This is a genomic window from Streptomyces humi (assembly GCF_001005085.2).
Lineage (GTDB): Bacteria > Actinomycetota > Actinomycetes > Streptomycetales > Streptomycetaceae > Streptomyces > Streptomyces humi.
Window position 1 is genome coordinate 57,623 of record NZ_LBMU02000049.1, and the last position, 23,185, is coordinate 80,807.

At 72.4% G+C, this 23,185-nt stretch carries 26 protein-coding genes; 10 read left to right on the top strand and 16 right to left on the bottom strand.

Going from position 1 to position 23,185, the window contains the following annotated elements; all coding sequences use genetic code 11:
• Positions 1-64: 64 nt before the first annotated feature.
• On the bottom strand, positions 65-985 hold the full coding sequence (locus AAW13_RS22985; protein WP_046729805.1) for an AEC family transporter: 921 nt from the start codon (positions 983-985) through the stop codon (positions 65-67).
• 162 nt (positions 986-1,147) lie between these two features.
• Here AAW13_RS22985 and AAW13_RS22990 point away from each other — a divergent pair, with 162 nt between their 5' ends.
• Entirely contained in the window at positions 1,148-1,534 is a 387-nt protein-coding gene (locus AAW13_RS22990; protein ID WP_071659653.1) for an STAS domain-containing protein, read from the top strand.
• Here the strand turns inward: AAW13_RS22990 and AAW13_RS22995 are convergent.
• Complete coding sequence (locus tag AAW13_RS22995; RefSeq protein ID WP_046729834.1) at positions 1,418-2,431, bottom strand: sigma-70 family RNA polymerase sigma factor; 1,014 nt, start codon at positions 2,429-2,431, stop codon at positions 1,418-1,420. The two genes, AAW13_RS22990 and AAW13_RS22995, sit on opposite strands and share 117 nt — an antisense overlap.
• Positions 2,432-2,698: 267 nt before the next feature.
• Positions 2,699-3,967, bottom strand: coding sequence for an MFS transporter (locus AAW13_RS23000; protein ID WP_046729806.1), 1,269 nt, complete (start codon positions 3,965-3,967; stop codon positions 2,699-2,701).
• 62 nt (positions 3,968-4,029) lie between these two features.
• Between AAW13_RS23000 and AAW13_RS23005 the strand changes: the two genes are divergently transcribed.
• On the top strand, positions 4,030-4,983 hold the full coding sequence (locus AAW13_RS23005) for a LysR family transcriptional regulator (RefSeq protein WP_046729807.1): 954 nt from the start codon (positions 4,030-4,032) through the stop codon (positions 4,981-4,983).
• 73 nt (positions 4,984-5,056) lie between these two features.
• Here AAW13_RS23005 and AAW13_RS23010 read toward each other — a convergent pair whose 3' ends face one another.
• Positions 5,057-5,821 (bottom strand): alpha/beta hydrolase family protein, encoded by a 765-nt coding sequence (locus tag AAW13_RS23010; protein WP_071659654.1) that lies wholly within the window; start codon positions 5,819-5,821, stop codon positions 5,057-5,059.
• A 123-nt stretch (positions 5,822-5,944) separates the two neighbouring features.
• On the opposite strand from AAW13_RS23010, the gene AAW13_RS23015 reads away from it, so the two are divergent.
• Together AAW13_RS23015 and AAW13_RS23020 are read left to right on the top strand one after the other, a co-directional pair.
• Entirely contained in the window at positions 5,945-7,102 is a 1,158-nt protein-coding gene (locus tag AAW13_RS23015; RefSeq protein ID WP_046729809.1) for an adenosine deaminase, read from the top strand.
• 151 nt (positions 7,103-7,253) lie between these two features.
• Positions 7,254-7,607: a hypothetical protein gene (locus AAW13_RS23020; RefSeq protein WP_046729810.1), complete on the top strand. Its 354-nt coding sequence runs from the start codon at positions 7,254-7,256 to the stop codon at positions 7,605-7,607.
• A 94-nt stretch (positions 7,608-7,701) separates the two neighbouring features.
• Here the strand turns inward: AAW13_RS23020 and AAW13_RS23025 are convergent, their stop codons facing one another.
• The 5 genes from AAW13_RS23025 to afsQ1 all read right to left on the bottom strand — a co-directional run bounded on the left by AAW13_RS23025 (position 7,702) and on the right by afsQ1 (position 11,569).
• A complete protein-coding gene (locus AAW13_RS23025) occupies positions 7,702-7,899 on the bottom strand; it encodes a PspC domain-containing protein (RefSeq protein ID WP_046729811.1) in 198 nt (65 codons plus the stop codon).
• A gap of 95 nt (positions 7,900-7,994) precedes the next feature.
• Positions 7,995-8,546: a VanZ family protein gene (locus AAW13_RS23030; RefSeq protein WP_046729812.1), complete on the bottom strand. Its 552-nt coding sequence runs from the start codon at positions 8,544-8,546 to the stop codon at positions 7,995-7,997.
• Between the two features lie 154 nt (positions 8,547-8,700).
• Positions 8,701-9,303, bottom strand: coding sequence for a hypothetical protein (locus AAW13_RS23035; protein WP_046729813.1), 603 nt, complete (start codon positions 9,301-9,303; stop codon positions 8,701-8,703).
• A complete protein-coding gene (locus tag AAW13_RS23040; protein WP_046729814.1) occupies positions 9,303-10,895 on the bottom strand; it encodes a sensor histidine kinase in 1,593 nt (530 codons plus the stop codon). The genes AAW13_RS23035 and AAW13_RS23040 overlap by 1 nt, the downstream gene beginning before the upstream one ends.
• Positions 10,892-11,569: a two-component system response regulator AfsQ1 gene (gene afsQ1 / locus AAW13_RS23045; RefSeq protein ID WP_177232965.1), complete on the bottom strand. Its 678-nt coding sequence runs from the start codon at positions 11,567-11,569 to the stop codon at positions 10,892-10,894. Before afsQ1 ends, AAW13_RS23040 begins: the two co-directional genes overlap by 4 nt.
• Before the next feature lie 250 nt (positions 11,570-11,819).
• Here afsQ1 and AAW13_RS23050 point away from each other — a divergent pair, with 250 nt between their 5' ends.
• Complete coding sequence (locus AAW13_RS23050) at positions 11,820-12,566, top strand: SigE family RNA polymerase sigma factor (protein ID WP_046729816.1); 747 nt, start codon at positions 11,820-11,822, stop codon at positions 12,564-12,566.
• 285 nt (positions 12,567-12,851) lie between these two features.
• On the opposite strand, the gene AAW13_RS23055 is transcribed toward AAW13_RS23050, so the two are convergent.
• Positions 12,852-13,496, bottom strand: coding sequence for a uridine kinase family protein (locus AAW13_RS23055; RefSeq protein ID WP_240528700.1), 645 nt, complete (start codon positions 13,494-13,496; stop codon positions 12,852-12,854).
• Between the two features lie 127 nt (positions 13,497-13,623).
• Here AAW13_RS23055 and AAW13_RS23060 point away from each other — a divergent pair, with 127 nt between their 5' ends.
• On the top strand, positions 13,624-14,019 hold the full coding sequence (locus AAW13_RS23060; protein WP_046729818.1) for a hypothetical protein: 396 nt from the start codon (positions 13,624-13,626) through the stop codon (positions 14,017-14,019).
• A 19-nt stretch (positions 14,020-14,038) separates the two neighbouring features.
• On the opposite strand, the gene AAW13_RS23065 is transcribed toward AAW13_RS23060, so the two are convergent.
• From AAW13_RS23065 to deoC, 3 genes are read right to left on the bottom strand one after another with little or no spacing between them, the layout of a single operon-like run.
• Positions 14,039-14,932 carry an aldehyde dehydrogenase family protein gene (locus AAW13_RS23065; protein WP_046729819.1) on the bottom strand — a complete coding sequence of 298 codons (894 nt, stop codon included), beginning with the start codon at positions 14,930-14,932 and terminating at the stop codon, positions 14,039-14,041.
• On the bottom strand, positions 14,933-16,390 hold the full coding sequence (locus AAW13_RS23070) for an aldehyde dehydrogenase family protein (protein WP_046729820.1): 1,458 nt from the start codon (positions 16,388-16,390) through the stop codon (positions 14,933-14,935).
• 20 nt (positions 16,391-16,410) lie between these two features.
• Entirely contained in the window at positions 16,411-17,364 is a 954-nt protein-coding gene (gene deoC, locus AAW13_RS23075; RefSeq protein WP_046729821.1) for a deoxyribose-phosphate aldolase, read from the bottom strand.
• 361 nt (positions 17,365-17,725) lie between these two features.
• Between deoC and AAW13_RS23080 the strand changes: the two genes are divergently transcribed.
• Positions 17,726-18,388 (top strand): PH domain-containing protein, encoded by a 663-nt coding sequence (locus AAW13_RS23080; RefSeq protein ID WP_046729822.1) that lies wholly within the window; start codon positions 17,726-17,728, stop codon positions 18,386-18,388.
• 211 nt (positions 18,389-18,599) lie between these two features.
• On the opposite strand, the gene AAW13_RS23085 is transcribed toward AAW13_RS23080, so the two are convergent.
• Entirely contained in the window at positions 18,600-19,058 is a 459-nt protein-coding gene (locus tag AAW13_RS23085) for an Lrp/AsnC family transcriptional regulator (RefSeq protein WP_046729823.1), read from the bottom strand.
• A gap of 62 nt (positions 19,059-19,120) precedes the next feature.
• Here AAW13_RS23085 and AAW13_RS23090 point away from each other — a divergent pair, with 62 nt between their 5' ends.
• From AAW13_RS23090 to AAW13_RS23100, 3 genes are read left to right on the top strand one after another with little or no spacing between them, the layout of a single operon-like run.
• Positions 19,121-19,882, top strand: a complete 762-nt coding sequence (locus AAW13_RS23090; protein ID WP_046729824.1) for an AzlC family ABC transporter permease — start codon at positions 19,121-19,123, stop codon at positions 19,880-19,882.
• A complete protein-coding gene (locus AAW13_RS23095; protein WP_046729825.1) occupies positions 19,875-20,204 on the top strand; it encodes a branched-chain amino acid transporter permease in 330 nt (109 codons plus the stop codon). Before AAW13_RS23090 ends, AAW13_RS23095 begins: the two co-directional genes overlap by 8 nt.
• Before the next feature lie 43 nt (positions 20,205-20,247).
• Entirely contained in the window at positions 20,248-20,874 is a 627-nt protein-coding gene (locus AAW13_RS23100) for a TetR/AcrR family transcriptional regulator (protein WP_046729826.1), read from the top strand.
• Here the strand turns inward: AAW13_RS23100 and AAW13_RS23105 are convergent.
• Both AAW13_RS23105 and AAW13_RS23110 read right to left on the bottom strand, forming a co-directional pair.
• Positions 20,861-21,625 carry an SDR family NAD(P)-dependent oxidoreductase gene (locus AAW13_RS23105; protein WP_046729827.1) on the bottom strand — a complete coding sequence of 255 codons (765 nt, stop codon included), beginning with the start codon at positions 21,623-21,625 and terminating at the stop codon, positions 20,861-20,863. The genes AAW13_RS23100 and AAW13_RS23105 overlap by 14 nt on opposite strands.
• A 206-nt stretch (positions 21,626-21,831) precedes the next feature.
• Positions 21,832-23,016, bottom strand: a complete 1,185-nt coding sequence (locus AAW13_RS23110; protein WP_052768563.1) for a hypothetical protein — start codon at positions 23,014-23,016, stop codon at positions 21,832-21,834.
• Between the last annotated feature and the right edge of the window lie 169 nt (positions 23,017-23,185).

Sequence of the window (23,185 nt, forward strand, 5' to 3'; positions counted from 1 at the left end):
CTGCGCCGGTCCCGTTCGGCGTCACGGTCGACGCCGGTGGGTTCCCCGTCGACCGACCGGTCCGTCACCCCAGCAGCGCCGCCACCACGACGAGTACCGGTACCGACAGCACCGTCGACAGCAGGATCGAGTCGCGGGCCAGTTCCTCGCCGACCCGGTAGGTGCCGGCGTACGTGTACAGGTTCTGGGCGGCCGGCAGTGCCGAGGTCACCGTCACGTCGAGCAGGGGCGCCCCGTGCAGGTCGAAGACGGCTGACGCCAGGACCCAGGCGGCCAGCGGCTGCCCCACCGCCTTCAGGGCCACCGACAGGAACACCGGGTGGCGGTCGCGGCCCCGGCCGGGGAGCGTGCTGCCCCGCAGGGAGATGCCGAAGGCCAGCAGGACCGCCGGGACGGACATGTTGCCGATCAGGGTCAGCGGGTCCATGACCGGGCCGGGCACGTGGATCCCGAGACCCGAGACCACGACGCCGGTGAGGGAGCCGACGGCTATCGGGTTGCGGAGCGGCGTCAGCAGGCGGCGCCACCAGGGGCCCTTCTCGCCCGCGCCCGACAGGTCGAGGACCGTCAGGGCGACCGGGGTCAGGAGCACCACCTGGAACAGCAGTACCGGGGCCACCAGGGACGCGTCGCCCAGCACGTACACCGCGATCGGGATGCCGAGGTTGCCGGAGTTGACGTAGCTGGAGCACAGGGCGCCGATCGTCGTACGGCCCACACCCCAGCCCCGTACGACACCCACCGCCGTGAACGCGCCCGCCGCCGCTGCCGTGGACAGGGCCGTCACCAGGAGGCGGCTGGAGAAGATCACCGCCAGGTCGGCCTTCGCGAGAGTGGTGAACAGGAGCGCGGGGGAGGCGACGTGGAAGGCGAGCTTGGTGAGGACCTCGCGGCCGTTCGCACCGAGGTGGCCGCCACGGCCGAGGAGATAACCGACGGCGATCACGATCGCGATCACCGCGAAGCCGCTCAGTACCCCTTGCACCGCGCCCCCAGGGCGGGCGCGAGGCCGTCGGGTGTCCGGGCGGGTGCTGGTCTGTGGCGCATACACCTGACCCTCTGGTGCAAGTCAGGTGCAGGTCAACCTTGTGATCCTTGCGATCCCTGTGATCTGCGCGGGCCGCGCGCGGCCGCGCGGGACTCACCGATGAGTTGTCAGACCGTCCCCGGTCTACCGCTCGTGGATGCCGTGACCCCCGCCGTACTGACGCTGTCCGGCCCCGTCGCCAGGGACGAGGTGCCGGGGCTCTGCGACGACGTGCGGGCGCTGCTGCGGGGCGGCAGGGCCCGGGTCGTCGTCTGCGACGTCGGCGGCCTCGGACCGCCGGGCCTCGCGGTCGTCGACCTGCTGGCCCGGCTGGAGCTGACCGCCCGCCGGGCCGGCGGCCGGATCCGGCTGCGGGACCCCGATCCCGCCCTACGCTCCCTGCTCCGGTTCGTCGGACTCCGCATCCAGGTGGAGAGGGAGGTCGAAGAGCGGGAACCAGCGCTTGGTGTCGAGGAAGAAGTGGAACCCGGTCAGCCGTCCGGCTGAGATCTCCAGGACCTGGATCGACCACGGGGTCCAGCCGCCGGTGTCCGGGTCGGGCTTGTACTGGGCGAACCCGGGCAGGCCGTTGACCTGGACCGGGAACAGGCGTGAACCCTCGCAGGCCGAGCCGATGGTGGTCATGAAGCCGGCGATGTCGTCGTGACCCGTGAGCCACAGGTCGAACGGCGGCATCGTCATGATGGCGTCCTCGTGGAGGAGTGCCGTCAGCGCCGTCATGTCGTACCCCTCGAAAGCCGCGACATAGCGCTCAAGGAGCTTCCGCTGCTCCTCGTCGAGCGCGTCGGACACCTCGGCCCCGGCACCCGACTGCTGCTGCTCCGCCAGCGTGGCCCGGGCCCGCTGGAGGGCGCTGTTCACCGACGCGACCGTGGTGCCGAGCAGTTCGGCGACCTCGCTCGCCTTCCAGGCCAGCACCTCGCGCAGGATCAGCACCGCCCGCTGCTTGGGCGGCAGCTGCTGGAGCGCGGCCATGAAGGCCAGCCGGATGGACTCCTTGGCCACGGCCGCCTCCGCCGGGTCGTCCACGGTGGGCAGCACGCGGGCGTCGGGCACCGGCTCCAGCCAGGTGTTGTCGGGCCGGGGGGAGAGCGCCGCCCGGGCGAGCGGTGTCGACTCGCTCAGGTCCATCGGCCGGGCCCGCTTGTTGCCCGCGTTCAGCATGTCCAGGCAGACGTTGGTCGCGATCCGGTACAGCCACGACCGGAGGCTGGCACGGCCCTCGAACTTGTCGTAGCTGCGCCAGGCCCGCACCAGGGTGTCCTGGACGGCGTCCTCGGCCTCGAACGACGAACCGAGCATGCGGTAGCAGTAGCCGGTCAGTTCGGTCCGGTGCTTCTCCAGTGCGACGTCCAGTTCCGCGGTCGCCGTGCTGTCGGTCATGCCGTCCACCCACCCCACGTGGCTTTTTCGCGCGCCTTCGCGCTCCAGCACTTGAAAGCTAGCGCAGGGGACTGACAACGGCGCCCGAAGTCGCAGAACGTGCAGGTGGGAGTGGGTCGCCTATGGGGATGAGGTGCGGGGTTCGGTGGCGGGTGCGGCGCGGTGGGGGCCGGTCGCGCGGTTCCCCGCGCCCCTTTGGGGCGCTCCAGCGCGGGGCGCTTCCCTGCGGGGCGCTTTCGTGTGGGGTGCTTTCGTGCGGGGTGGCGGTCAGTGGGCGTTGGCCATCACACTGCGGCGGGCCGCCACCGAGCCCAGGACCGTGATGGTCACCACGCCCGCTATCGCCAGGAGGCCGATGCCGACCGTGCCCGACCAGCCCTCCGCGTGGAACGCCAGCGCTCCGACCGTGCTGCCCGCGCTGGAGCCGATGTAGTAAGCGGACTGGTAGAGCGCCGAGGCCTGGGCGCGGCCGTGGGTCGCCGTGTGGCTGACCGCCGAGGAGGCCACCGCGTGGCCCGCGAAGAAGCCCGCGGTGATCAGGACCAGGCCCAGCAGGACCAGCGGGAGCGAGTCGGCCAGGGACAGCAGCAGACCCGTGGCCGTCGTGCCGCCGCCCAGGTAGAGGGCGCCCCGGCGGCCGAGCCTGCCGACCAGACGCCCGGCCGTCGACGCGGAGACCGTGCCCACCAGGTAGACCAGGAAGATCGAGCCGATGATGCCCTGGGGGAGGGAGAAGGGCTCCTCGGTCAGGCGGTAGCCGATCACCGTGTAGACACCGCCGAAGACGGTCATGAAGAGCGCGCCGATCGCGTACAGGCGGCGCAGCAGCGGGTTCGCCAGGTGGTCGCGGACCGTGCCGAGCAGCCGGCGCGGGTGCAGCGAGCCCGCCGTGAAGTGCCGCGGCGCGGGCAGCAGCAGCCGGAAGGCGACCGCGCAGCCGACGGCGATCACGCCGATGGTGCCGACGGCGGTCCGCCAGCCCCACTCCTGTGCCACCCAGCCGGTGATGACCCGGCCGCTCATCCCGCCGACGCTGTTCCCCGCGACGAACAGGCCGATCGCCGTGACCAGCGCCTTCGGGCGGACCTCCTCGGCCAGATAGGCCTGCGCGGAGGCCGGCAGACCGGCCAGCGCCGCGCCCTGGACGCCGCGCAGCACGACCAGCACGCCCAGCGAGGGCGCGAAGGGGACCAGCAGGCCGACGGTCACCGCCACCGCCAGCGAGCCGGTCATGACCGTACGACGGCCGAAACGCTCGGAGAGCGCGCTCATCGGGATGACGAACAGCGCCAGACCGCCGGTCGCCGCCGCCACCGTCCAGCTCGCGTCGCTCGCGCTGACCCCGAAGCCGTCGGAGATCAGCGGCAGCAGCGCCTGGGTGGAGTAGAGGAGGGCGAAGGTCGCGACACCGGCGAGGAAGAGCGCGAAGCTCATCCGGCGGTAGCCGGGACCGCCCGGGGTCAGACGGGAGTCGGCGGCGGGGACGGACGGGACGGCGCCCACGGTGATGGACGCCCCGGTACTGGCGGGAGACATGCCTCGAACGTACGGACCCCCTCTTCATCCGTCCAATGCATGGAATCGTCATAATCGTTCCCATGGAGCATCAGCAGAGGTCAGCCGCGCGCCTGTCACCGTCCAGTGACACAGAAGACATGACGATGTTGCTGGCTCCCCGCCTCGCGTACTTCGCCGGCGTGGCCCGCACCGAGCACGTCACCAGGGCCGCGCAGGAACTGAGCGTCCCCCAGTCCACCCTGTCCCGTGCGATGGCCCGCCTGGAGGACGACCTCGGCGTCGACCTCTTCACCCGGCACGGCCGCACCGTCTCCCTGACCCCCGCCGGCCGTACCTTCCTCACCTCGGTCGAACGCGCCCTCGGCGAGGTGCAGCGCGCCGCCGACGAGGTACGCGCCGACGCCGACCCCACCACCGGCAAGGTCGCCTTCGGCTTCCTGCACACCATGGGCGCGGAGACGGTTCCCGGCCTGCTCCAGGCGTTCCGGGTCGACCACCCCCGCATCCGCTTCAGCCTCGTCCAGAACTACGGCGAGGCGATGATCGAGAAGCTTCGCGCGGGGGAGCTCGACCTGTGCCTCACCTCTCCGGTCCCGGACGCGCCCGATCTGGTGGCCCGCCGCCTGGACGAACAGAGACTCCGCCTGGTGGTCCCGGCGGACCACCGTCTGGCGGCCCGGCGCCGGGTCCGCCTCGCCGAGGCGGCCGACGAGACCTTCGTGACCCTGGAACCGGGCTACGGCCTGCGCCGCATCACCGACGACCTCTGCACGGAGGCGGGCTTCAGACCGCGGATCGCCTTCGAGGGCGAGGAGGCGGAGACCTTGCGGGGCCTGGTCGCGGCGGGGCTGGGGGTGGCCCTCCTCCCGCCCCCCGTCTTCCCCCGCCCGGGAGTCGCGGAACTGACGGTCACGGCCCCGAGGGCGGCGAGGGAGATCGGCGTGGCATGGCTCGACGGCCACCCGGACACCCCGCCGGTGGCCGCCTTCAAGAAGTTCCTGCTCTCCAGAAGGGGCAGCTTGCTTCCCGCCTAGGGGACAGCGCTCCCTCAGGGGCGCGGGGAACCGCGCGACCAGGCACACACGACCCGCACCCCGAAACGGTTCATCAGCCCTTGCGGAGCGACCGGCCGAAGCCCGCGGCAAGCGGCATGCGCAGCCCGATCGGCGGCGGCGCCGCCAACGCGTCCTCCACCGGCCGCGACACCGCGTGCCCGTACAACGCCCCCATGACGAAGTCCGAAGCGAGAGCGAGGACTTCGTCCCGGTGCTGGTGCAGCCCGTGGCCGTCGGAGTGCACCTCGAACCGGCACACCTCCCGGTTGGCCTTCTTCGCCCGTGCCGCCAGCCGGAACGACAGCTCCGGATCGGTCCGTTCGTCGTTCGTGCCGTGTACGACCAGCACCCGCCGGCCCACCAGCTGCCGAACCGGTTCCTCAGGTGCCGCCATGTCCGTCTCCGGCAGCCAGGGGGCGACGGACACGACGGAGTTGACGGCCTCGTGGCCTCCCGCCCGCAGTGCCGCCCGGCCGCCCATCCCGACGCCCAGCAGGCAGACGGGCACGTCGCCGTACCGTCGTACCACCTCGTCGGCCGCCCAGTCGGCGTCGCCGGCGAGGTGCGCCTCGCTGCCGTTCCAGCCGCGATAGCGGTAGTGGACGACATGCGCCGCGAGCCCCTCGTCGCGGCCGTCGCGGGCGAGCCGGCGGCCGAGCGCGCGTACCAGGGTCGTCGCCCATACGGGGGACGGCTTGCGGGCGGAGTTCTCCTCGCCGCCCGGGAGCAGCAGGACCGCTCCGGTCACCGTCGTCGGCTCCTGGCCGACTGCCCTGCCCAGTCTGGCCGTTCGCACCGGGGTCGCTTGCTGTGCCATGACAGAACAGTGTCAGAAGACGCGGTGCACTTGACCCGTCCGTGGGGTCACCGTTGGGTATCGACGGAACGGGAAACAGCCGACCACCGGGCGATCTACGCGCGTAGGAGTTAGAGTGCGGAAATGACGAGCCAGAGCACCGCGAACACCCCGACGCCGGAGCAGATCCGCCGGGCGCCCAAGGTTCTGCTGCACGACCACCTCGACGGCGGCCTGCGTCCGGGTACGGTCGCCGACCTCGCCCGGGAGACCGGCTACTCCCAACTCCCCGAGAGCGACCCGGACAAGCTCGGCATCTGGTTCCGTGAGGCCGCCGACTCGGGCTCCCTGGAGCGCTACCTGGAGACCTTCTCGCACACCGTCGGCGTGATGCAGACCCGGGACGCGCTGGTCCGCGTCGCCCGCGAGTGCGCCGAGGACCTCGCCGAGGACGGCGTCGTCTACGCCGAGGTGCGGTACGCCCCGGAACAGCACCTGGAACAGGGGCTGACCCTGGAGGACGTCGTCGAGGCCGTCAACGAGGGCTTCCGGCAGGGCGAGGCGCTGGCGCGGGAGAGCGGCCGGCGGATCCGGGTCGGCGCCCTGCTCACCGCCATGCGGCACGCGGCCCGCTCGCTGGAGATCGCCGAACTCGCCAACCGCTACCGGGACCTGGGCGTGGTCGGCTTCGACATCGCCGGTGCCGAGGCCGGCCACCCGCCCACCCGGCACCTCGACGCCTTCGAGTACCTCAAGCGCGAGAACAACCACTTCACCATCCACGCCGGCGAGGCCTTCGGGCTGCCGTCCATCTGGCAGGCCCTCCAGTGGTGCGGCGCCGACCGGCTCGGGCACGGCGTGCGGATCATCGACGACATCCAGGTCCACGAGGACGGCACGGTCAAGCTCGGCCGGCTCGCCTCCTACGTCCGTGACAAGCGGATCCCGCTGGAGCTGTGCCCCAGCTCCAACCTCCAGACCGGGGCCGCCGACTCCTACGCGGGCCATCCGATCGGACTGCTCCGCCGGCTCCACTTCCGCGCGACCGTCAACACGGACAACCGGCTCATGTCCGGCACCAGCATGAGCCGGGAATTCGAGCATCTCGTCGAGGCGTTCGGCTACACGCTCGACGACCTCCAGTGGTTCTCCGTCAATGCGATGAAATCAGCGTTCATTCCTTTCGATGAACGCCTCGCCATGATCAATGACGTGGTGAAGCCCGGATATGCAGAGCTGAAATCCGAATGGCTGTTCCGGGGGACCGCCTCCACCAGCGGTTCTGCCGACTCGGAGGGCTGACCGGGCATCGGGGCGGGGCGCGGAATGCGGACGGGCTTTCACAAGCCGTCCGCATTTCGGTGTTTGCGGCGGGTGGTGGGCCGTGTTTACGGTCGTGGACCGCTCGGCTTGTAGTCGATCCCCGTCACCGCATTCCAAGGACGCATTTACGATGAAGCAGTCTGCTGCCAAGACCCTCGGTGTCGCCGCCCTCGGTGCCGCCTTCGCCGCTGTCGGCGCGGGCGCGGCCAACGCGGCCCCGGCCGTCCCGGACTCCTCCCAGGCCCTGGACACCGTCACCAAGACGCTGCCGGCCGAGAACGTCTCCAAGGCGCTGCCGGGTGCCGGGCAGGCCATGGCGCAGGGACAGAACGCCCTCGGTACCGGCCTGACCGCCGTCCAGCCGGCCGTCCGGCAGGTGCTCGCCGGCGGCCCGACCAAGCCCGCCGCCGGACTCCTCGGCGGACTGCCGGTGCAGGGCCTGCCCACGCACGGCCTGCCGGTCAACGGGATTCCGCTCGGCTGATCCTCTCCCCAGCCGGACGGCAACGCCGTCGGGGCGCCCCGGACTCCTCCGGCGCGCCCCGACGGCGTCAGCTCCCCGGTGTCACCAGGCGGTGTCACCAGGCGGCGGCCTTCTCCTCGGAGGGGAGGAGGATCCACAGGGCGATGTAGAGCAGGAACTGCGGACCCGGCAGCAGGCAGGACAGCAGGAAGATCACCCGCATCGTCGTGGCGGAGGTGCCGAAGCGCCGGGCCAGCGCGGCGCACACTCCGCCGATCATGCGGCCGTGGGTGGGGCGGGCGAGGCTGGACATCTGCGGCTCCTTCGTGAGCGTCCGGTGCGAGTCGGCCCGTACGGCCTCTCGTCTGCCCACTACGCTACGGAGCCGAACCGGGTCGAAGCGTCGCTCTACGGAGCGATCCCGACCCTGGGAATCGTCGGGGTACGACCCTGAGCCGCGTCCTCCTGGAGGACGGCGGACGGCCGCTCCCGCCGGTCCCTGCGGCGGAGCAGGGCGCGGGACGCCGGAACCACCGCCAGGTGCGCGACGACCACACCCACGGTGTTCAGCAGAATCGAGTCGACGTCCACCACCCGCCCGGGCACCCCCGTCTGCAACAGGGCGATGCCCAGCGAGATCAGGGCGGCCGCGGCCGCCGTGGCGACCAGCGAACCGAGCGGGGAGACCCGCAGCCGGCCGTGCACCGCCGGCAGCAGCACACCCAGCGGCGCCAGCAGCGCGAGCCCCTCACCGATCCGGTGCGCCGCCTCCCGCGGGCCCAGCGCCAGGTCGGCCCGGATGCCGGCGAACGGGTGCAGGTTGGCGGGCATCACCCAGGGCACGTCCAGCGGGCGCAGCATCAGCCAGGCGACGAACGCGAGGTGTGCGGCAAGGAGGACACCCCCTGCCACACGGACCCGGATCGCGGCGCTGCCGCCGATGAACCCTTGACGCTGCACGCCCCCCAAGACGCCCCCGCGCACCCGAACGGTTCCGGAAAAAGGGCAACCGAAGCGCTCCTTCAGAGGCGCGGGGAACTGCGCGAACAGCCACCCGCCACCCGCACTCGCCGCACAACCCCAGGCGGCACCCCGTGAGGCGCCCCGGCCCCCCTCACCCGGAAGCGACCTCGGTGGACGGCGGCCGGTTCCCGCTCGGAGAGTTCCGCACCGCGTCCGTGCACGCGTACCGCAGCAACGGCTCCGTCCCCGGCCCGCCCAGGATCACCGACCCGTCGCCCTCCGCGGCCGCCGAGTCGGACAACGTGCACACGATCTGGGCCAGCGCGTACGACGTCAGCTGCGGCGGCGAGGTGCTCAGCCGCAGCGTGTCGTCCGGGTCCCCGCGCCGCGGTCCGCCGACGCTCATCCCGCCGCGCACGTACGTCGTGTAGCCCGCGTCCTTCTCGGCGGCCGACGGCGTCTCGGCGAGCTGGTCCAGCAGGCCCTGCGCGACGATCACCCGCCGCTTGGCGTCCGCCGTGCCGTCGGGCACACGCACCGCCCGGTCGACGGTCACCAGCGAGGCCCCGCACAGCAGGAACACCTGCACCGGCACCCCCTGCGAGGTCTGCGCCGGCAGGTCGGGCTGGGACATGGAGCACGGCACCCGCGACGGCGCCCCGCCGAAGTCGGTCGGCACCTCGGTCGCCCGGATCCCGCACCCGGCGAGCGTCAGCGCGAGCGCGGCGACGCCCACGAGTCTCCGTACCTGCATCAGACGCCCTTCTCTCCGGCGACCCCGGCGTTCCCCGCGTCACCGGCGTCCTTGGTCTCCTCGGTCAGCGCCGAGGCGTCCCGGGGCAGCCGGAGCGTGAAGACCGCGCCGCCCTCGGGGGAGTTGGCGGCGGTGATCGAGCCTCCGTGGATACGGGCGTTCTCCGTCGCGATGGACAGGCCGAGACCGCTGCCCTCGGAGCGCGGCCGGGAGGCGCTGGCCTTGTAGAACCGGTCGAAGACGTGCGGCAGCACGTCCTCGGGGATACCGGGCCCGTGGTCGCGTACGGCGATCACCAGATCCCCGCCCTCCTGCTGCTCCATGCGCACCGACACCCGCACCGGTGAGCCGCCGTGCTTGAGGGCGTTGCCGATCAGGTTGGCGAGGATGACGTCGAGGCGGCGCGGGTCGAGGCGGGCGTGGATGCCGCGCTCGGCGTCCAGGTCCACCGCGTCCAGCCAGGCGCGGGCGTCGATGCAGGCGGTGATCTGGTCGGCGATGTCGACGTCGTCGAGGACGAGACGGGCCGTGCCGGCGTCGAAGCGGGTGACCTCCATCAGGTTCTCGACGAGGTCGTTGAGCCGGCGCGTCTCGCTGACCACCAGCCGGACGGCGGGCTCGATCATCGGGTCGATCGACCCGGACTCCGCCTCCAGCTCCTCCTCCAGGATCTCCGTCACGGCGGTGATCGCGGTGAGCGGGGTCCGCAGCTCGTGGCTCATGTCGGCGACGAACCTGCGGGACGCGTCGTCGCGCGCCGCCATGTCGTCGACCCGCTTCTCCAGCGCCTCCGCCGCGTCGTTGAACGTCCGTGACAGGTCGGCGAGTTCGTCGGTGCCGGAGACCCGCAGCCGGGTGTCCAGCTTGCCCTCGCCGAGCCGCCGCGCGGCGACGCCCAGCCGGTGCACCGGCTTCAGCACGGTCGTGGCGGCGGCCTGGGCGAGCAGCGCGGAACCGATCAGGGCCAGGGCCGTCGCGATGCCCAGCGACCAGGCCAGCGAGTTGAGGTCCTTCGCCTCCGGCTCCAGGGACTTCATCATGTAGCCGGTCGGGCCGCCGCCGATCAGCCGCGTCCCGGCGACGAGATACGGCGTCCCGTGGTCCACGACCCGCTGCCAGTAGAGGTGGTACGCCGACCGGTTGTTCTCGGTGACCTTCTGCTGCTTGTCGACGGCCTTGCGCAGCGAGTCGGGCACGTCGTCCAGCGCGAACCCGCTGAGCCCGCCCGAATTGCCGTACGCCACCTTGCCGTTCGCGTCCTCGCCGACCAGCAGCACGCTGAAGCGCTGACTGCTGTTGGCCATCTGCCCGGCCGTGCGCTGGAGTTCGTCCTGGGTGGGGTGGACCGGCAGCGCCCCGGCCCGGTTCTGCATCTCCTGCTGGAAGTCGCGCAGCACCGCGTCCTGGGTACGGGTGAGCACGGCCTCTCGGTTGAGCCAGTACGCGATGCCGGACGCGGACACGGCGGCGGTCAGCGCGACGAGCCCGAAGACCACGACGAGCCGCAGCCGCAGACTGGTGAAGCGCAGCCGGGACACGGCTCCCCTGCGATCCGAGGCCCAGCCCCGGAAACCCTCGTGCCGGTCCGTCACTGAGGGGCGTCCAGGCGGTAGCCGACACCGCGCACGGTACGGATCAGGGTCGGGGACGAGGGCACGTCCTCCACCTTGGCGCGCAGCCGCTGCACGCAGGCGTCCACCAGCCGGGAGTCACCGAGGTAGTCGTGCTCCCAGACCAGCCGCAGCAGCTGCTGCCGGGACAGCGCCTGCCCCGGCCGCCGGCTCAGCTCCAGCAGCAGCCGCAGCTCGGTCGGCGTGAGCTGGAGGTCCTCGCCGTTCTTCGTCACGGTCATCGCGGAACGGTCGATGACGACGTTGCCGAAGGTCGCCGAGTCGGTGGACTCCCGCTCGCCACGCCGCAGCACGGCCCGGATCCGCGCGTCCAGCACCCGCCCCTGGACGGGCTTGACGACGTAGTCGTCGGCGCCGGACTCCAGCCCGACCACCACGTCGATGTCGTCGCTGCGCGCGGTCAGCAGGATGATCGGCAACTGGTCCGTGCGCCGGATGCGCCGGCACACCTCGAACCCGTCGATCCCGGGCAGCATGACGTCGAGGACGATCAGATCGGGCCGCTGCTCGCGCAACAGCTTCAGACCGTCCTCACCGGTCGCAGCGGTGGCCACCCGGTGCCCCTGGCGCGTCAGTGAGAGCTCCAGGGCCGTTCGGATGGCGTCGTCGTCCTCGATCAGCAACAGGGAAGGCACGGGCTCATTCTGGCCCATGAGGGCCCCGTCGTACGACCTGTACTGCTCGGAGCTGCCGGGAAACCTCCGTAGCCCCGTCCCCTGTGCGACCGCTGTGGCCCTTCTGTGCCGGACCCCTGTGACAGGTCTGTGACAGTCGGCGGATACGGCCGTGAAGGTGGCCCGGCAGAGTTCTCGGCACAGGCAAGCGAGCGGGCGGCGCGGAGCCTGGCAGACCGAACTACCGGAAGTCCACGACGGGGGGCGCGAGATGAACACGCTGATCGGTCACAGCACCAGCGCAGTGATCACGCGTCTGCACGACGTGCACCGGGGTTCCGAGAAGTCCGGTGCCGTGAGCGGGCGGGGGTGCGCTCGCGGCACCGGGCGTCAGCACACCGGTTACATGACGGTGGTCGACGGCGGCACGGGGGAGCCGCGCGGGGGCACCGGGGGCTCCGCATACGGGGAGGACACGGGGGAGCGCCGCTCGCTGACCGAGGCGGAGTTCACCGCCTACGTCCAGGAGCGCCGCGCCTCTCTGTACGCGACCGCCTACCACTTGACCGGCGACCGCTTCGAGGCCGAGGACCTGTTGCAGAGCGCGCTGTTCTCGACGTACCGGGCGTGGGAGCGGATCAGCGACAAGGCGGCCGTCGGCGGTTACCTGCGGCGGACCATGACCAACCTGCACATCAGCGCCTGGCGGCGCCGCAAGCTCAACGAGTACCCGACCGAGGAACTGCCGGAGACGCCCGGCGACACGGACGCGATGAGCGGCACCGAGCTGCGCGCCGTCCTGTGGCAGGCGCTCGCCCGGCTCCCCGAACTCCAGCGCACCATGCTGGTCCTGCGCTACTACGAGGGCCGCACGGACCCGGAGATCGCGGAGATCCTCGACATCAGTGTCGGCACGGTGAAGTCCAGCATCTGGCGGTCGCTCCGCCGGCTGCGCGAGGACGAGGTCCTCAGCTTCGGCCGTGACGAGGAGAACGCCTTCGGGGAGCTCGTCGCCTGAAGGTAAGGGGATCCGGGGGGATCCCGACGGGGAAACCGGGGGAGACAGGGGCCCGGGGGAGGGTCCGGGGGGACCACGGGGGAAAGCGGGTCCGGGGGGACTCGCGGGGTAAGCACGGGGGAGCTCCGCCACGGGGGACACGGGGGTGTTCGGCGGAGCGACGGGGGAAGCGGGACTGGAGGGCCGGGGGGTCCGTCCAGTCCCGCTTTTCTTCTACTCCGGCTTTTCTTCTACCCCCGCTTTTCTTCTGCGGCCCGCTTTTCTTCTACCGCCAGGACACGGCCGTCACGCGGCCGGTGCCTGGGTCCGGTCCCGGGTCTGCCGGCCCACCGCTGCCGCGGCCATCCGGGTCAGTGCCTCGTCGCGGTCGCACGGGTGCGCGCCCAGTGCCACCTGGCGGGCCACGATCGTGCGTTCGGCGCGCATCAGCCGCCAGCCGCGGCGCAGCAGGAACGGCACCGACTTACGGCCCTCCCTGAGGTCGCGCAGGAAACGGCGCCGGAAGGTCTTCACCGGACCCCGGCTGAGGCACAGCGCGTCGGCCAGCAGCCCCAGTTCGCGGCAGCGCTGCACGATCTCGGCGGCGAAGATGCCCTCCGCGATGAACAGCGGGGTGCGGCCGATGTGCAGGGTCTCCTCCCCGGTGCGGGCGCTGAGCGCGATGTCGTACACCGGCACGCCCGCCGAACCCGTCGCGCACAGCCGGCCGATGGCCTCGACCGCGACCTCGGCGTCCCAGGACTCCGGGTGGTCCCAGTCGATGTCCGAACTCCCCGCCACCAGCGGCAGGGTCGGGTCGGCGCCCTCCTTGTAGAAGTCGTCGAGACGCAGCACGGGGAGCCCGGAACGGGCGGCGACGAGGGACTTGCCCGAACCCGAGGGGCCGCACAGCAGCACGACGCGGGCGGGGGGCGGAGGATGAATGCTCACGGAACACCAGTTTGACGCATGGGGGGCGTCCTGCCGACCCCGCGGGTCGGCTTTGGAGCGTGACTCACACCTCAACTACCCTGTGTGCCGACCCTGTCACCCTGAGCACCCGAAGGCGGCACCACCGATGGCCCGACACGCGTCCCACCCGAACCCGACCGCCCAGCGCGCGCTGGTCGCTCTCGCGACCGCCTCCGTCGCGCTCGGCGCGGGCGCCGCGACGGCCGCCGCGGCGCCTCAGGGCGCGCAGGACACGGTACGGAGCCGGCCCGCCTCCGTCGGCCCCGCCGACCCGCAGGCGGCGCTGACCGCGGTGGGCGGTCTGCTGCCGTACGTCACGGGACCGGTGGCGGGCCTGAAGCCGAACCCCCTCGCGGGCACGGGCGTAGATCCCCTGGACAACGGCGTCGGCACCCAGCTGGCCGACTTCAAGCCGCTGACCTCCAAGATGCTGACGGGGCCTGTGGCGCAGGCCCCGTCAGTCGGGGAACTGCCGGTGGTGGGGCAGGTCCTGGGGGGCTGACGGGGCGCTTCCGTGCGCGTCAGTACGAGGAGCCGGACGCTCCCAGCGACCCCGTCGGGTGCCAGACCGTCTTCGTCTCCAGGAACGCCGTCAGGCGGTCGGTCCCCGGCGTCGCCGTCCAGTTGTCCACAGCCTGTGGACGCAGTACGCGCTTCAGGTTGTCGGCCGCCGCGATCTCCAGCTGCTTCGCCAGCCCCTCGTCGGCGCCCGCGAGGTCGATCGCGTTGACGTCCTGGTGGGCGGCGAGGGGCGGCGCGATCTCCGCCGTACGGCCGGAGAGGACGTTGACGACCCCGCCCGGCACGTCCGAGGTGGCGAGCACCTCGGCCAGCGAGAGGGCCGGCAGCGGGGACTTCTCGCTCGCGACGACGACCGCCGTGTTGCCGGTCGCGATCACCGGCGCGAGCACGGACACCAGGCCCAGGAAGGACGACTCCTGCGGGGCCAGCACGGCCACCACGCCGGTCGGCTCGGGGGAGGAGAGGTTGAAGAAGGGCCCCGCGACCGGGTTGCCCCCGCCGACCACCTGGGCGATCTTGTCGGTCCAGCCCGCGTACCAGACCCAGCGGTCGACGGCCGCGTCCACGACGGCGCCCGCCTTGGACTTGCCGAGGCCCTCGGCGTCCGCGACCTCGCGCACGAACTGGTCCCGGCGGCCCTCCAGCATCTCCGCGACGCGGTAGAGGACCTGGCCCCGGTTGTAGGCGGTGGCCCCGGCCCAGCCGCCGAACGCCTTGCGCGCGGCCACGACCGCGTCCCGGGCGTCCTTACGACTCGACTGCGGCGCGTTGGCCAGCCAGTTGCCCTTCGGGTCCGTCACCTCGTACACCCGGCCGCTCTCGGAACGCGGGAACTTCCCGCCGACGTACAGCTTGTAGGTCTTCAGCACACTGAGTCGGTCAACTGCGTTCATTTATCGCTCGCCCTCCGGGCTCGACGGGGCGAGGTACGCCTCCAGGCCGTGACGACCGCCCTCGCGGCCGAAGCCCGACTCCTTGTAACCGCCGAACGGTGAGGTCGGGTCGAACTTGTTGAACGTGTTGGACCAGACGACGCCCGCGCGCAGCTTGTTCGCGACGGCCAGGATCCGGGAGCCCTTCTCCGTCCAGATGCCGGCGGAGAGGCCGTACTGGGTGTTGTTGGCCTTCGCCACCGCCTCGTCCGGGGTGCGGAAGGTGAGCACCGACAGGACCGGGCCGAAGATCTCGTCGCGGGCGATGGTGTGCGCCTGGGTGACGTTCGTGAAGAGCGTAGGGGCGAACCAGTAGCCGGCGGACGGCAGTTCGCAGGCCGGGGACCAGCGCTCGGCGCCCTCCGCCTCGCCCTGGTCGGCGAGCGTGGTGATCCGGGCCAGCTGCTCGGCGGAGTTGATCGCGCCGATGTCCGTGTTCTTGTCCAGCGGGTCGCCGAGGCGGAGCGTGGACAGGCGCCGCTTCAGGGAGTCCAGCAGCTCGTCGTGGACCGACTCCTGGACGAGCAGGCGGCTGCCCGCGCAGCAGACCTGGCCCTGGTTGAAGAAGATCCCGGTGACGATCCCCTCGACGGCCTGGTCGATGGGGGCGTCGTCGAAGACGATGTTGGCGCCCTTGCCGCCCAGTTCCAGGGTGAGCTTCTTGCGGGTGCCCGCGACGGTCCGGGCGATCTCCTTGCCGACGGCGGTGGAGCCGGTGAAGGCGACCTTGTTGACGTCGGGGTGGGCGACGAGCGCCGCGCCCGTGTCGCCGTACCCGGGGAGGATGTTGACGACGCCCTTGGGCAGGCCCGCCTGGCGGCAGATGTCCGCGAAGAACAGGGCCGACAGGGGGGTGGTCTCGGCCGGCTTGAGGACGACCGTGTTGCCCGTCGCCAGCGCCGGGGCGATCTTCCACGCCAGCATCAGGAGCGGGAAGTTCCAGGGGATGACCTGGCCGGCGACGCCGAGCGGCCGCGGGTTCGCGCCGTACCCGGCGTGGTCGAGCTTGTCGGCCCAGCCCGCGTAGTAGAAGAAGTGCGCGGCGACCAGGGGGAGGTCCGCGTCGCGGGTCTCCTTGATCGGCTTGCCGTTGTCGAGGGTCTCCAGGACGGCGAGCTCGCGCGAGCGCTCCTGGATGATCCGGGCGATGCGGAAGAGGTACTTGGCGCGCTCGGAGCCCGGCAGCGCGGACCACTTCTCGAACGCCTTGCGGGCGGCCCGCACGGCGCGGTCGACGTCCGCCTCGCCGGCCTGGGCGACCTCGGCGAGGACCTCCTCGGTCGACGGGCTGACGGTCTTGAAGACCTTGCCGTCGGCCGCCTCGGTGAACTCGCCGTCGATGAACAGGCCGTAGGACGGGGCGATGTCGACGACGGAGCGGGACTCGGGCGCCGGTGCGTACTCGAATGCGGTGGTCATCTTTTCCTTGGCCATGGTGATCAGTCCACCGTCACGTAGTCGGGGCCGGAGTAGCGGCCGGTGGCCAGCTTCTGACGCTGCATCAGCAGGTCGTTCAGGAGCGAGGAGGCACCGAAGCGGAACCAGTGGTTGTCCAGCCAGTCCGCGCCCGCGGTCTCGTTGACCAGGACGAGGAACTTGATCGCGTCCTTGCTGGTCCGGATGCCGCCGGCCGGCTTGACGCCGACCTGGACGCCGGTCTGCGCCCGGAAGTCGCGCACGGCCTCCAGCATGAGCAGGGTGTTCGCCGGGGTCGCGTTCACCGCCACCTTGCCGGTGGAGGTCTTGATGAAGTCGGCGCCCGCGAGCATGCCGAGCCAGGAGGCCCGGCGGATGTTGTCGTACGTCGACAGCTCGCCGGTCTCGAAGATGACCTTGAGCCGGGCGGCGGCCCCGCAGGCCTCCTTCACGGCGGTGATCTCGTCGTACACCTTGCGGTAGTTCCCGGCGAGGAACGCGCCGCGGTCGATGACCATGTCGATCTCGTCGGCGCCCGCGGCCACGGCGTCCCGCACGTCGGCGAGCTTCACCGGCAGGGCCGCGCGGCCCGCGGGGAAGGCGGTGGCGACCGAGGCGACCTTGACGGACGAGCCGGCGACCGCCTCCTTGGCGGTGGCCACCATGTCGGGGTAGACGCAGACGGCGGCCGTGGCGGGGGTCGTACGGTCCGTGGGGTCCGGGCGGACCGCCTTGGCACCGAGCGCCCGGACCTTGCCCGGGGTGTCCGCGCCTTCCAGCGTCGTCAGGTCGACCATCGAGATGGCGAGGTCGATGGCGTACGCCTTCGCGGTGGTCTTGATCGAACGGGTGCCGAGCGAGGCGGCGCGCGCCTCCAGGCCGACCGCGTCGACGCCGGGCAGCCCGTGGAGGAAGCGGCGCAGCGTGCTGTCGGACGCGGTGACGTCAGCAAGTGCGTGGGGTGCGGTGGTGGGCATGGTCACCAGCCGAGCATATCTACGCGCGTAGCGGCTGTACACCCCGAGGGAACGGTTCTTCTCACCACCGGGCGGACCGGGGTCCCGGAGGGGAGCTGGGGGTGCCCCGGCTGGCCGAAGGCCGGGGGCGCCACGGGGCCGGTCGAGGGCTGGGGGAGGAACCGCGCGACGGCCGAGGGCTGGGGCGCCATGGGGCGGCCGAAGGCTGGGGCGCCACCGGGGCGGCCGAAGGCTGGGGCGCCACCGGGGCGGCCGAAAGCTGGGGGAGGAACCGCGCGACCGCCCGCGCGCGGCCCACACGCGTGCACCGAGGCGACGCCCCCACCGCGCTGCCGTGCGCGGCTGAGGCAGAATCGGCGGCATGACCACGCCCCTCGTCAAGGACCGCACCTACCGCTCGCCCATGGCCCTGGTAGGTGGCGTACTGCTGCTCGCCATCATCGGCTGGCTCGGCATCGACGCGCTGATCCGCGGGCACGGCCGTACCCCCTGGCTCGCCCTGGCCATGATGATCCTCCTCGTGCCGCTGGTGGCCGCCTTCACCCTGCGCCCCGCGGTGTTCGCGGGCGAGGACCGGCTGCGGATCCGCAACCCGTTCCGGGTGATCACCCTGCCGTGGGCGGAGATCGCCGCCCTGCGCTCGGGTTTCTCGAACGAGGTGGTCGCCAGTTCCGGGGCGAAGTACCAGCTGTGGGCGATCCCCGTCTCGCTGCGCGGCCGCAAGAGGGCGGCGCGCCGGACGGCGAAGTCCGAGGCGGACGCGCAGCGCGGCCGGACGGCCGCCGCGGGACCGCGGTCCGTCGGGGTGGGCGCCGGGTTCCGGACGGTGCGGGACACCGACGGCGCGGGCGGGCCGGTGCGCGCGGAGGCCGACCAGATCATGGACGAACTGCGGCAGCTGCTGGAGAGCCGGTCGGCGGCGGAGTCGGCGCGGGGCGAGGTGACGGTGCGCTGGGCCTACGAGGTGGCCGCGCCGGCCGTGGCGGGAGCGGTGCTGCTGGCGATCCTGCTGGCGGTGGGGTAGCGGCTGCCGGGTGGGGCCGTGCGGGGCTGCGAGGCCACGCGGGGCCGGCCGTGCGGGGCTGCGGGGCCGTGCGGGGCTGCGGGGCCGTGCGGGATTGTGGGGCCGTGCGGGGTGGTGCGGGATTGTGGGGCCGTACGGGGTGCTGTGGGGCTGCGGGATTGTGGGGCCGTGCGGGGCTGAGGGGCGGAGGCGGCTCGCGCGCGGTGGTGGGTCAGTCGTCGGTCTTGATCTTCTTCATCGTCAGGTGGGACTCGACGCGCAGGATGCCGGGGAGGCCGGTGAGTCTGCCGGTGAGGAACGCGCTGTACGCGGCGTCGTCGGCGACGGCGACGCGGAGGAAGTAGTCGGGGCGCCCGTACATCCGGCGGAACTCGACGACCTCCTCGTACGAGGAGAGCGTCTCCTCCAGCGTCTCGATGGTCCTGAGGTCGTTCGCGGAGACCTCGATGTCGATCATGACCTCGAGTCCCCGGCCGACCGCCTCCGGGTTGACGACGGCGCGGTAGCCGCTGATGACACCTGTCTCCTCCAGCCGCTTCAGCCTGCGCAGGCACGGCGGCGGGGTCAGGCCGACCCGCTTGGCCAGTTCGACGTTGGTCAGCCGGCCGTCCTGGCGCAGGTGAAACAAAATTTCCCGATCGATCGCGTCCAGCTGTACTTCGTTGCTCATGAAGTCAGCCTAGGCGAATAACCGGTAACCATATGTGGCGAACATTCTTCTAAAATTTCAGCATGCACACACTGCCGGTCGCCGCCGTGGCCGAGACCTCTCGCCCCGTCCCCCAGGCGCTCGCGGCCCTGCGGGACTCCGCCTCCGTGGGGCTCGGCCTGCTGCCGCTCGGCCTCGCCTTCGGCGTGGTCATCACCCACGCCGGCCTGCCCTGGTGGTGTGCGAGCCTGTTCACCGCGGTCGTCTACGCGGGCTCGTTCGAGTTCCTGCTCGTGGGCCTGACCGTCGCGGTCACCCCGCTGGCGACGGTCGCGCTGACCGCCTTCCTGGTCAACGTACGACACGTGTTCTACGCGCTGTCCTTCCCCCTCGACCGGGTGCCGGGGCGGCTCGGCAAGGCCTACGGCACCTTCGCCCTGACCGACGAGGCCTACGCCCTGACCACCGGTGACCGGGCCCGGTCCTGGTCCGGCGCGCGCATCCTGTGGCTCCAGCTGTTCATGCAGCTGTACTGGGTCGGCGGCGCCACCGCGGGAGCGCTGCTCGGCTCGGTGGTGCCCGACCGGGTCACCGGCCTGGACTTCGCCATGACGGCCCTCTTCGCCGTCCTGGCCCTGGACGCCGTCCGGGACCGGCGCGGCGACCTGCCCACCCCGGTGCTCGCGCTGCTCAGCGCCCTGGTCGCGCGGGTGGTCCTGCCCGGTCAGCTGCTGCTCGCGGCGTTCACCCTGTTCACGGTGGCGCTGCTGGTCCGGAGCCGCGTGGAACCGGACCGGCGCCGTACGGGACCGGACCGGAGCCGCGAGGAGGAATCCCGTGCCTGACACCCGGTACCTGCTGTCCGCGGTCGCCGTCTCGGCCGCCGTCACCTGGGCGCTGCGTGCGCTGCCCTTCACCGTCCTGGCCTCGCTGCGGGCCAGCCGGACCGTGCGGTACCTCGGCGCCCGGATGCCCGCCGGGGTCATGGTGATCCTGTTCGTCTACTGCCTGCGCGACCTGCCGCTGACCCAGGCCCGCGGCATCGCGCCCCTGGCCGCGCTCGCGGCCACCGTCGGCCTGCACCTGTGGCGCCGCAACGCCCTGCTGAGCATCGTCGGCGGCACCGTCGTCAGCGTGGCCCTGGCCAGCACCCTCTTCGCCGGCTGAGTCCTACAGTGGACCGCACGGTCCACTGTGCGGAGGGCGGGCGATGCAGCGCAAGGAACTGACGGCCAAGGGGAAGGCCACCCGGCGCCGGATCGTCGAGGGAGCCGCCGAATTGCTGCGGGTGCAGGGTGTCGGCTCCGTGACCCTCGACGACGTCATGGCGCGGACCAGCACCAGCAAGAGCCAGCTCTTCCACTACTTCCCGGACGGCAAGGACGAACTGCTGCTCGCCGTCGCGCGGTTCGAGGCGGAGCAGGTGCTGGAGGACCAGCAGCCGTATCTCGGCCGCCTCGACTCCTGGGAGGACTGGCGGCGGTGGCGGGACGTGGTGGTCGCCCGCTACGAGGCGCAGGGTGACACCTGCCCGCTCGGGTCGCTGTTCCTCCAGGTCGGGCGCTCGACGCCGGGCGCGCGGGCGATCGTCGTCGAGCTGATGCGGCAGTGGCAGGAGAGCCTGGCGGCGGGCATCCGCGCGACACGGGCGAACAGCGGCGCCGAGGCCGGTGCGGACGTCGACGCGCGGGCCGCCGCCCTGCTCGCCGCGATCCAGGGTGGCGTGTCCATCCTGCTGTCGACGGGACGCTCCGACCACCTGCGGGCCGCCCTCGACCAGGGCATCGCGGACCTGCGGCGCGATCTGGACCCCGCCCCGGCGGCTACGCCGCGATGACCGCCGCGGTCGTACGGCCGCCGTCCACGTCGAGCACGATCCCGTGCACGAACGACGACTCGTCGGCCGCCAGGTACACCGCCGCGCTCGCGATCTCCGCCGGCGTGCCCATCCGGCCCGCCGGCGTCCCCTTCATCATGACCTCGGCGACACCGGCGTCCTCGGCGTCCGCCGCCAGCACCACACCCGGCGAGATCGCGTTCACCCGCACCCCCTGCGGACCGAACTCCGCCGCCCAGGCCCGGGTCAGCGTCTCCATGGCCCCCTTCGTGGAGCTGTACAGCGCGCCGACGGGCACGCCCAGCCGCACGATCCAGGACCCCAGGTTGACGACCGCCCCGCCCCCGGCCTCCGCCATCGCGGGCGCGACGGCCGCCGTCAGGAAGAACGGGGCCTTGACGTTGACCGCGTACACCTGGTCGAAGGTCTTCTCGTCGGTGGCGGCGGTCACGTCGCCGGGGTAGATGCCGGCGTTGTTGACCAGCACGTCGATACGACCCCCCAGAACCCGCGCCGCCTCCTCGGCCAGCGCCCGCGAGGCATCGGCGCTGCCGTCCAGGTCGGCCCGTACGAAGTCGGCACGTCCGCCGAGGGCGCGGATCCCGTCCACCACCTCCGTGCCCCGCCCGGCACTCCGCCCCGAGACGACGACATGCGCCCCCTCGCCGGCGAACGCCTCCGCGATCGCCCGCCCGATGTTGCTGGTGGCACCGGTCACCAGCGCGGTCTTTCCCACAAGTCGCCCGGACATGATCAACCCTCCGCGTCACGCGATTTCCTTCGGACGCGGCCCACTGTGCGCCGACAAAAATGGACCAGCAAGTCCAGAAACTGCCCGCCGGGCCCGCCGGGAGGGAAGGCCGCCGGGGCGCCGTCCTGCCGGCGCGGGTGCACCCCGGCCGCCCGTGGCCGGCGCGGCTGACGGGCGGTGACCGGAGGTGCCCTCCGGCCGGCCCGTCACGGCGCGCTCGGCCACACCAGGAGCATGTAGGCCCCGCAGTACGCCGACCCCAGCACCGCCGCCGTCAGCGTGAGCACCCGCAGGCGCCGGGAGGCGCGGGCGAGATACCCGGCGAGCGGCAGCAGCAGCGGGAAACCGGGGAGCAGGAAACGGGCGCGCGGGAAGTACACCCCGCCGCTCGTCAGCACGATCAGCAGCAGCACCCCGCCGAACACCAGCAGCGGCACCGGCTGCCGGTCGGCCACCGCGCACCCGAACAGCACCACCGACACCAGCATCGTCACGCTCACCACGACCAGGAACAGCTCCGGTCGCGACACCTGCCCGAACAGCTGCCGCAGCCAGCGCACGGTCTGGGCACCGCCGTCCACCTCGTTGTGCCACATCCGCTGCACGGCGAAGTACCCGTCCCAGCGGCCGAGCCTGGCGCCCACCCAGCCGACGTACGCGCACCAGCCGAGCGGGGCGGCCAGCGCCGCGGCCAGCGCCCGCGCCGAGAAACGGGTGCGCAGCGACAACAGGGCGGTCACCGTCACCGCCGCGGCCACCGCGATCCCGGTCGGCCGGGTCAGCCCGGCGAGCACCGCGCCCGCCGCCGCCCACCACCAGCGCCCGGCCAGCACCGCGTACAGCGTCCACGCGGCGAACGCCGTGAAAAGCGACTCGGTGTAGCCCATCCACTGGACGAGACCCACCGGGTACGCCGCCCACAGCACGGTCAGCAGCACCCCCGTCCGGCGCCCGGCCAGCCGGTCGCCCACCGCGAACACCCCCCAGGCGGCGGCCAGCGAGGCCAGCCACGCGAGCGCCAGGCCGGTACTGGCCCGGGTCCCCGGGGTCACCGCCGCGACCGCCTTGACCAGCAGCGGGTAGAGCGGGAAGAAGGCGAGGTTGTTGTGGTCGTAGGCGACGCCCAGCGCGTGCGCGTACCCGTGGTCCGCGATGCCCAGGTACCAGCGCGAGTCCCACTGCGTCGCCAGCATCGGCCAGATCCCGTGGTGCCGCCGGTGCGCCCAGACGGCCAGGAACGCCAGGCCGGTGAACCGGACGGCGAGATACCCGGCCAGGGCGGGGGCCGCCCGGCGCAGGGCGGGGCGCGGGGCCGTCGCGGACGGCGGGCCGGGTCGTCGGGTGCCCGGGATGTGCCCGCTGGGGACGGTGTCGGGGGCGGTCGAGGACACGGCGGCGGCTCCTGTACGACGGCTGTTGGCGCGGGCGTTACCGCTCCACCGTTTCCCGGCCGCCGGGGCCGCACGTGCAGCCCGGGTCACCTACTGACGGGAAATCACCCGATGGGGTGCCCCGGACTCGTACGACGGCCGGGGGCGGGGCCGGGGGAGGGGCCGGGGG

Excerpts from the sequence above, each read along its gene's own strand:
- AAW13_RS23015 (WP_046729809.1), top strand. The coding sequence starts at position 5,945 with ATGACGAGCCAGAGCACCGCGAACACCCCGACGCCGGAGCAGATCCGC.
- AAW13_RS23010 (WP_071659654.1), bottom strand. The coding sequence starts at position 5,821 with ATGGCACAGCAAGCGACCCCGGTGCGAACGGCCAGACTGGGCAGGGCA.
- AAW13_RS23090 (WP_046729824.1), top strand. The coding sequence starts at position 19,121 with ATGCACACACTGCCGGTCGCCGCCGTGGCCGAGACCTCTCGCCCCGTC.
- AAW13_RS23035 (WP_046729813.1), bottom strand. The coding sequence starts at position 9,303 with ATGCAGGTACGGAGACTCGTGGGCGTCGCCGCGCTCGCGCTGACGCTC.
- AAW13_RS23080 (WP_046729822.1), top strand. The coding sequence starts at position 17,726 with ATGACCACGCCCCTCGTCAAGGACCGCACCTACCGCTCGCCCATGGCC.
- AAW13_RS23060 (WP_046729818.1), top strand. The coding sequence starts at position 13,624 with ATGGCCCGACACGCGTCCCACCCGAACCCGACCGCCCAGCGCGCGCTG.
- AAW13_RS22995 (WP_046729834.1), bottom strand. The coding sequence starts at position 2,431 with ATGACCGACAGCACGGCGACCGCGGAACTGGACGTCGCACTGGAGAAG.
- AAW13_RS23105 (WP_046729827.1), bottom strand. The coding sequence starts at position 21,625 with ATGTCCGGGCGACTTGTGGGAAAGACCGCGCTGGTGACCGGTGCCACC.
- AAW13_RS22990 (WP_071659653.1), top strand. The coding sequence starts at position 1,148 with ATGAGTTGTCAGACCGTCCCCGGTCTACCGCTCGTGGATGCCGTGACC.
- AAW13_RS23065 (WP_046729819.1), bottom strand. The coding sequence starts at position 14,932 with ATGAACGCAGTTGACCGACTCAGTGTGCTGAAGACCTACAAGCTGTAC.
- deoC (WP_046729821.1), bottom strand. The coding sequence starts at position 17,364 with ATGCCCACCACCGCACCCCACGCACTTGCTGACGTCACCGCGTCCGAC.
- AAW13_RS23025 (WP_046729811.1), bottom strand. The coding sequence starts at position 7,899 with ATGTCCAGCCTCGCCCGCCCCACCCACGGCCGCATGATCGGCGGAGTG.
- AAW13_RS23005 (WP_046729807.1), top strand. The coding sequence starts at position 4,030 with ATGGAGCATCAGCAGAGGTCAGCCGCGCGCCTGTCACCGTCCAGTGAC.
- AAW13_RS23100 (WP_046729826.1), top strand. The coding sequence starts at position 20,248 with ATGCAGCGCAAGGAACTGACGGCCAAGGGGAAGGCCACCCGGCGCCGG.
- AAW13_RS23020 (WP_046729810.1), top strand. The coding sequence starts at position 7,254 with ATGAAGCAGTCTGCTGCCAAGACCCTCGGTGTCGCCGCCCTCGGTGCC.
- AAW13_RS23050 (WP_046729816.1), top strand. The coding sequence starts at position 11,820 with ATGAACACGCTGATCGGTCACAGCACCAGCGCAGTGATCACGCGTCTG.
- AAW13_RS23070 (WP_046729820.1), bottom strand. The coding sequence starts at position 16,390 with ATGACCACCGCATTCGAGTACGCACCGGCGCCCGAGTCCCGCTCCGTC.
- AAW13_RS23085 (WP_046729823.1), bottom strand. The coding sequence starts at position 19,058 with ATGAGCAACGAAGTACAGCTGGACGCGATCGATCGGGAAATTTTGTTT.
- AAW13_RS23000 (WP_046729806.1), bottom strand. The coding sequence starts at position 3,967 with ATGTCTCCCGCCAGTACCGGGGCGTCCATCACCGTGGGCGCCGTCCCG.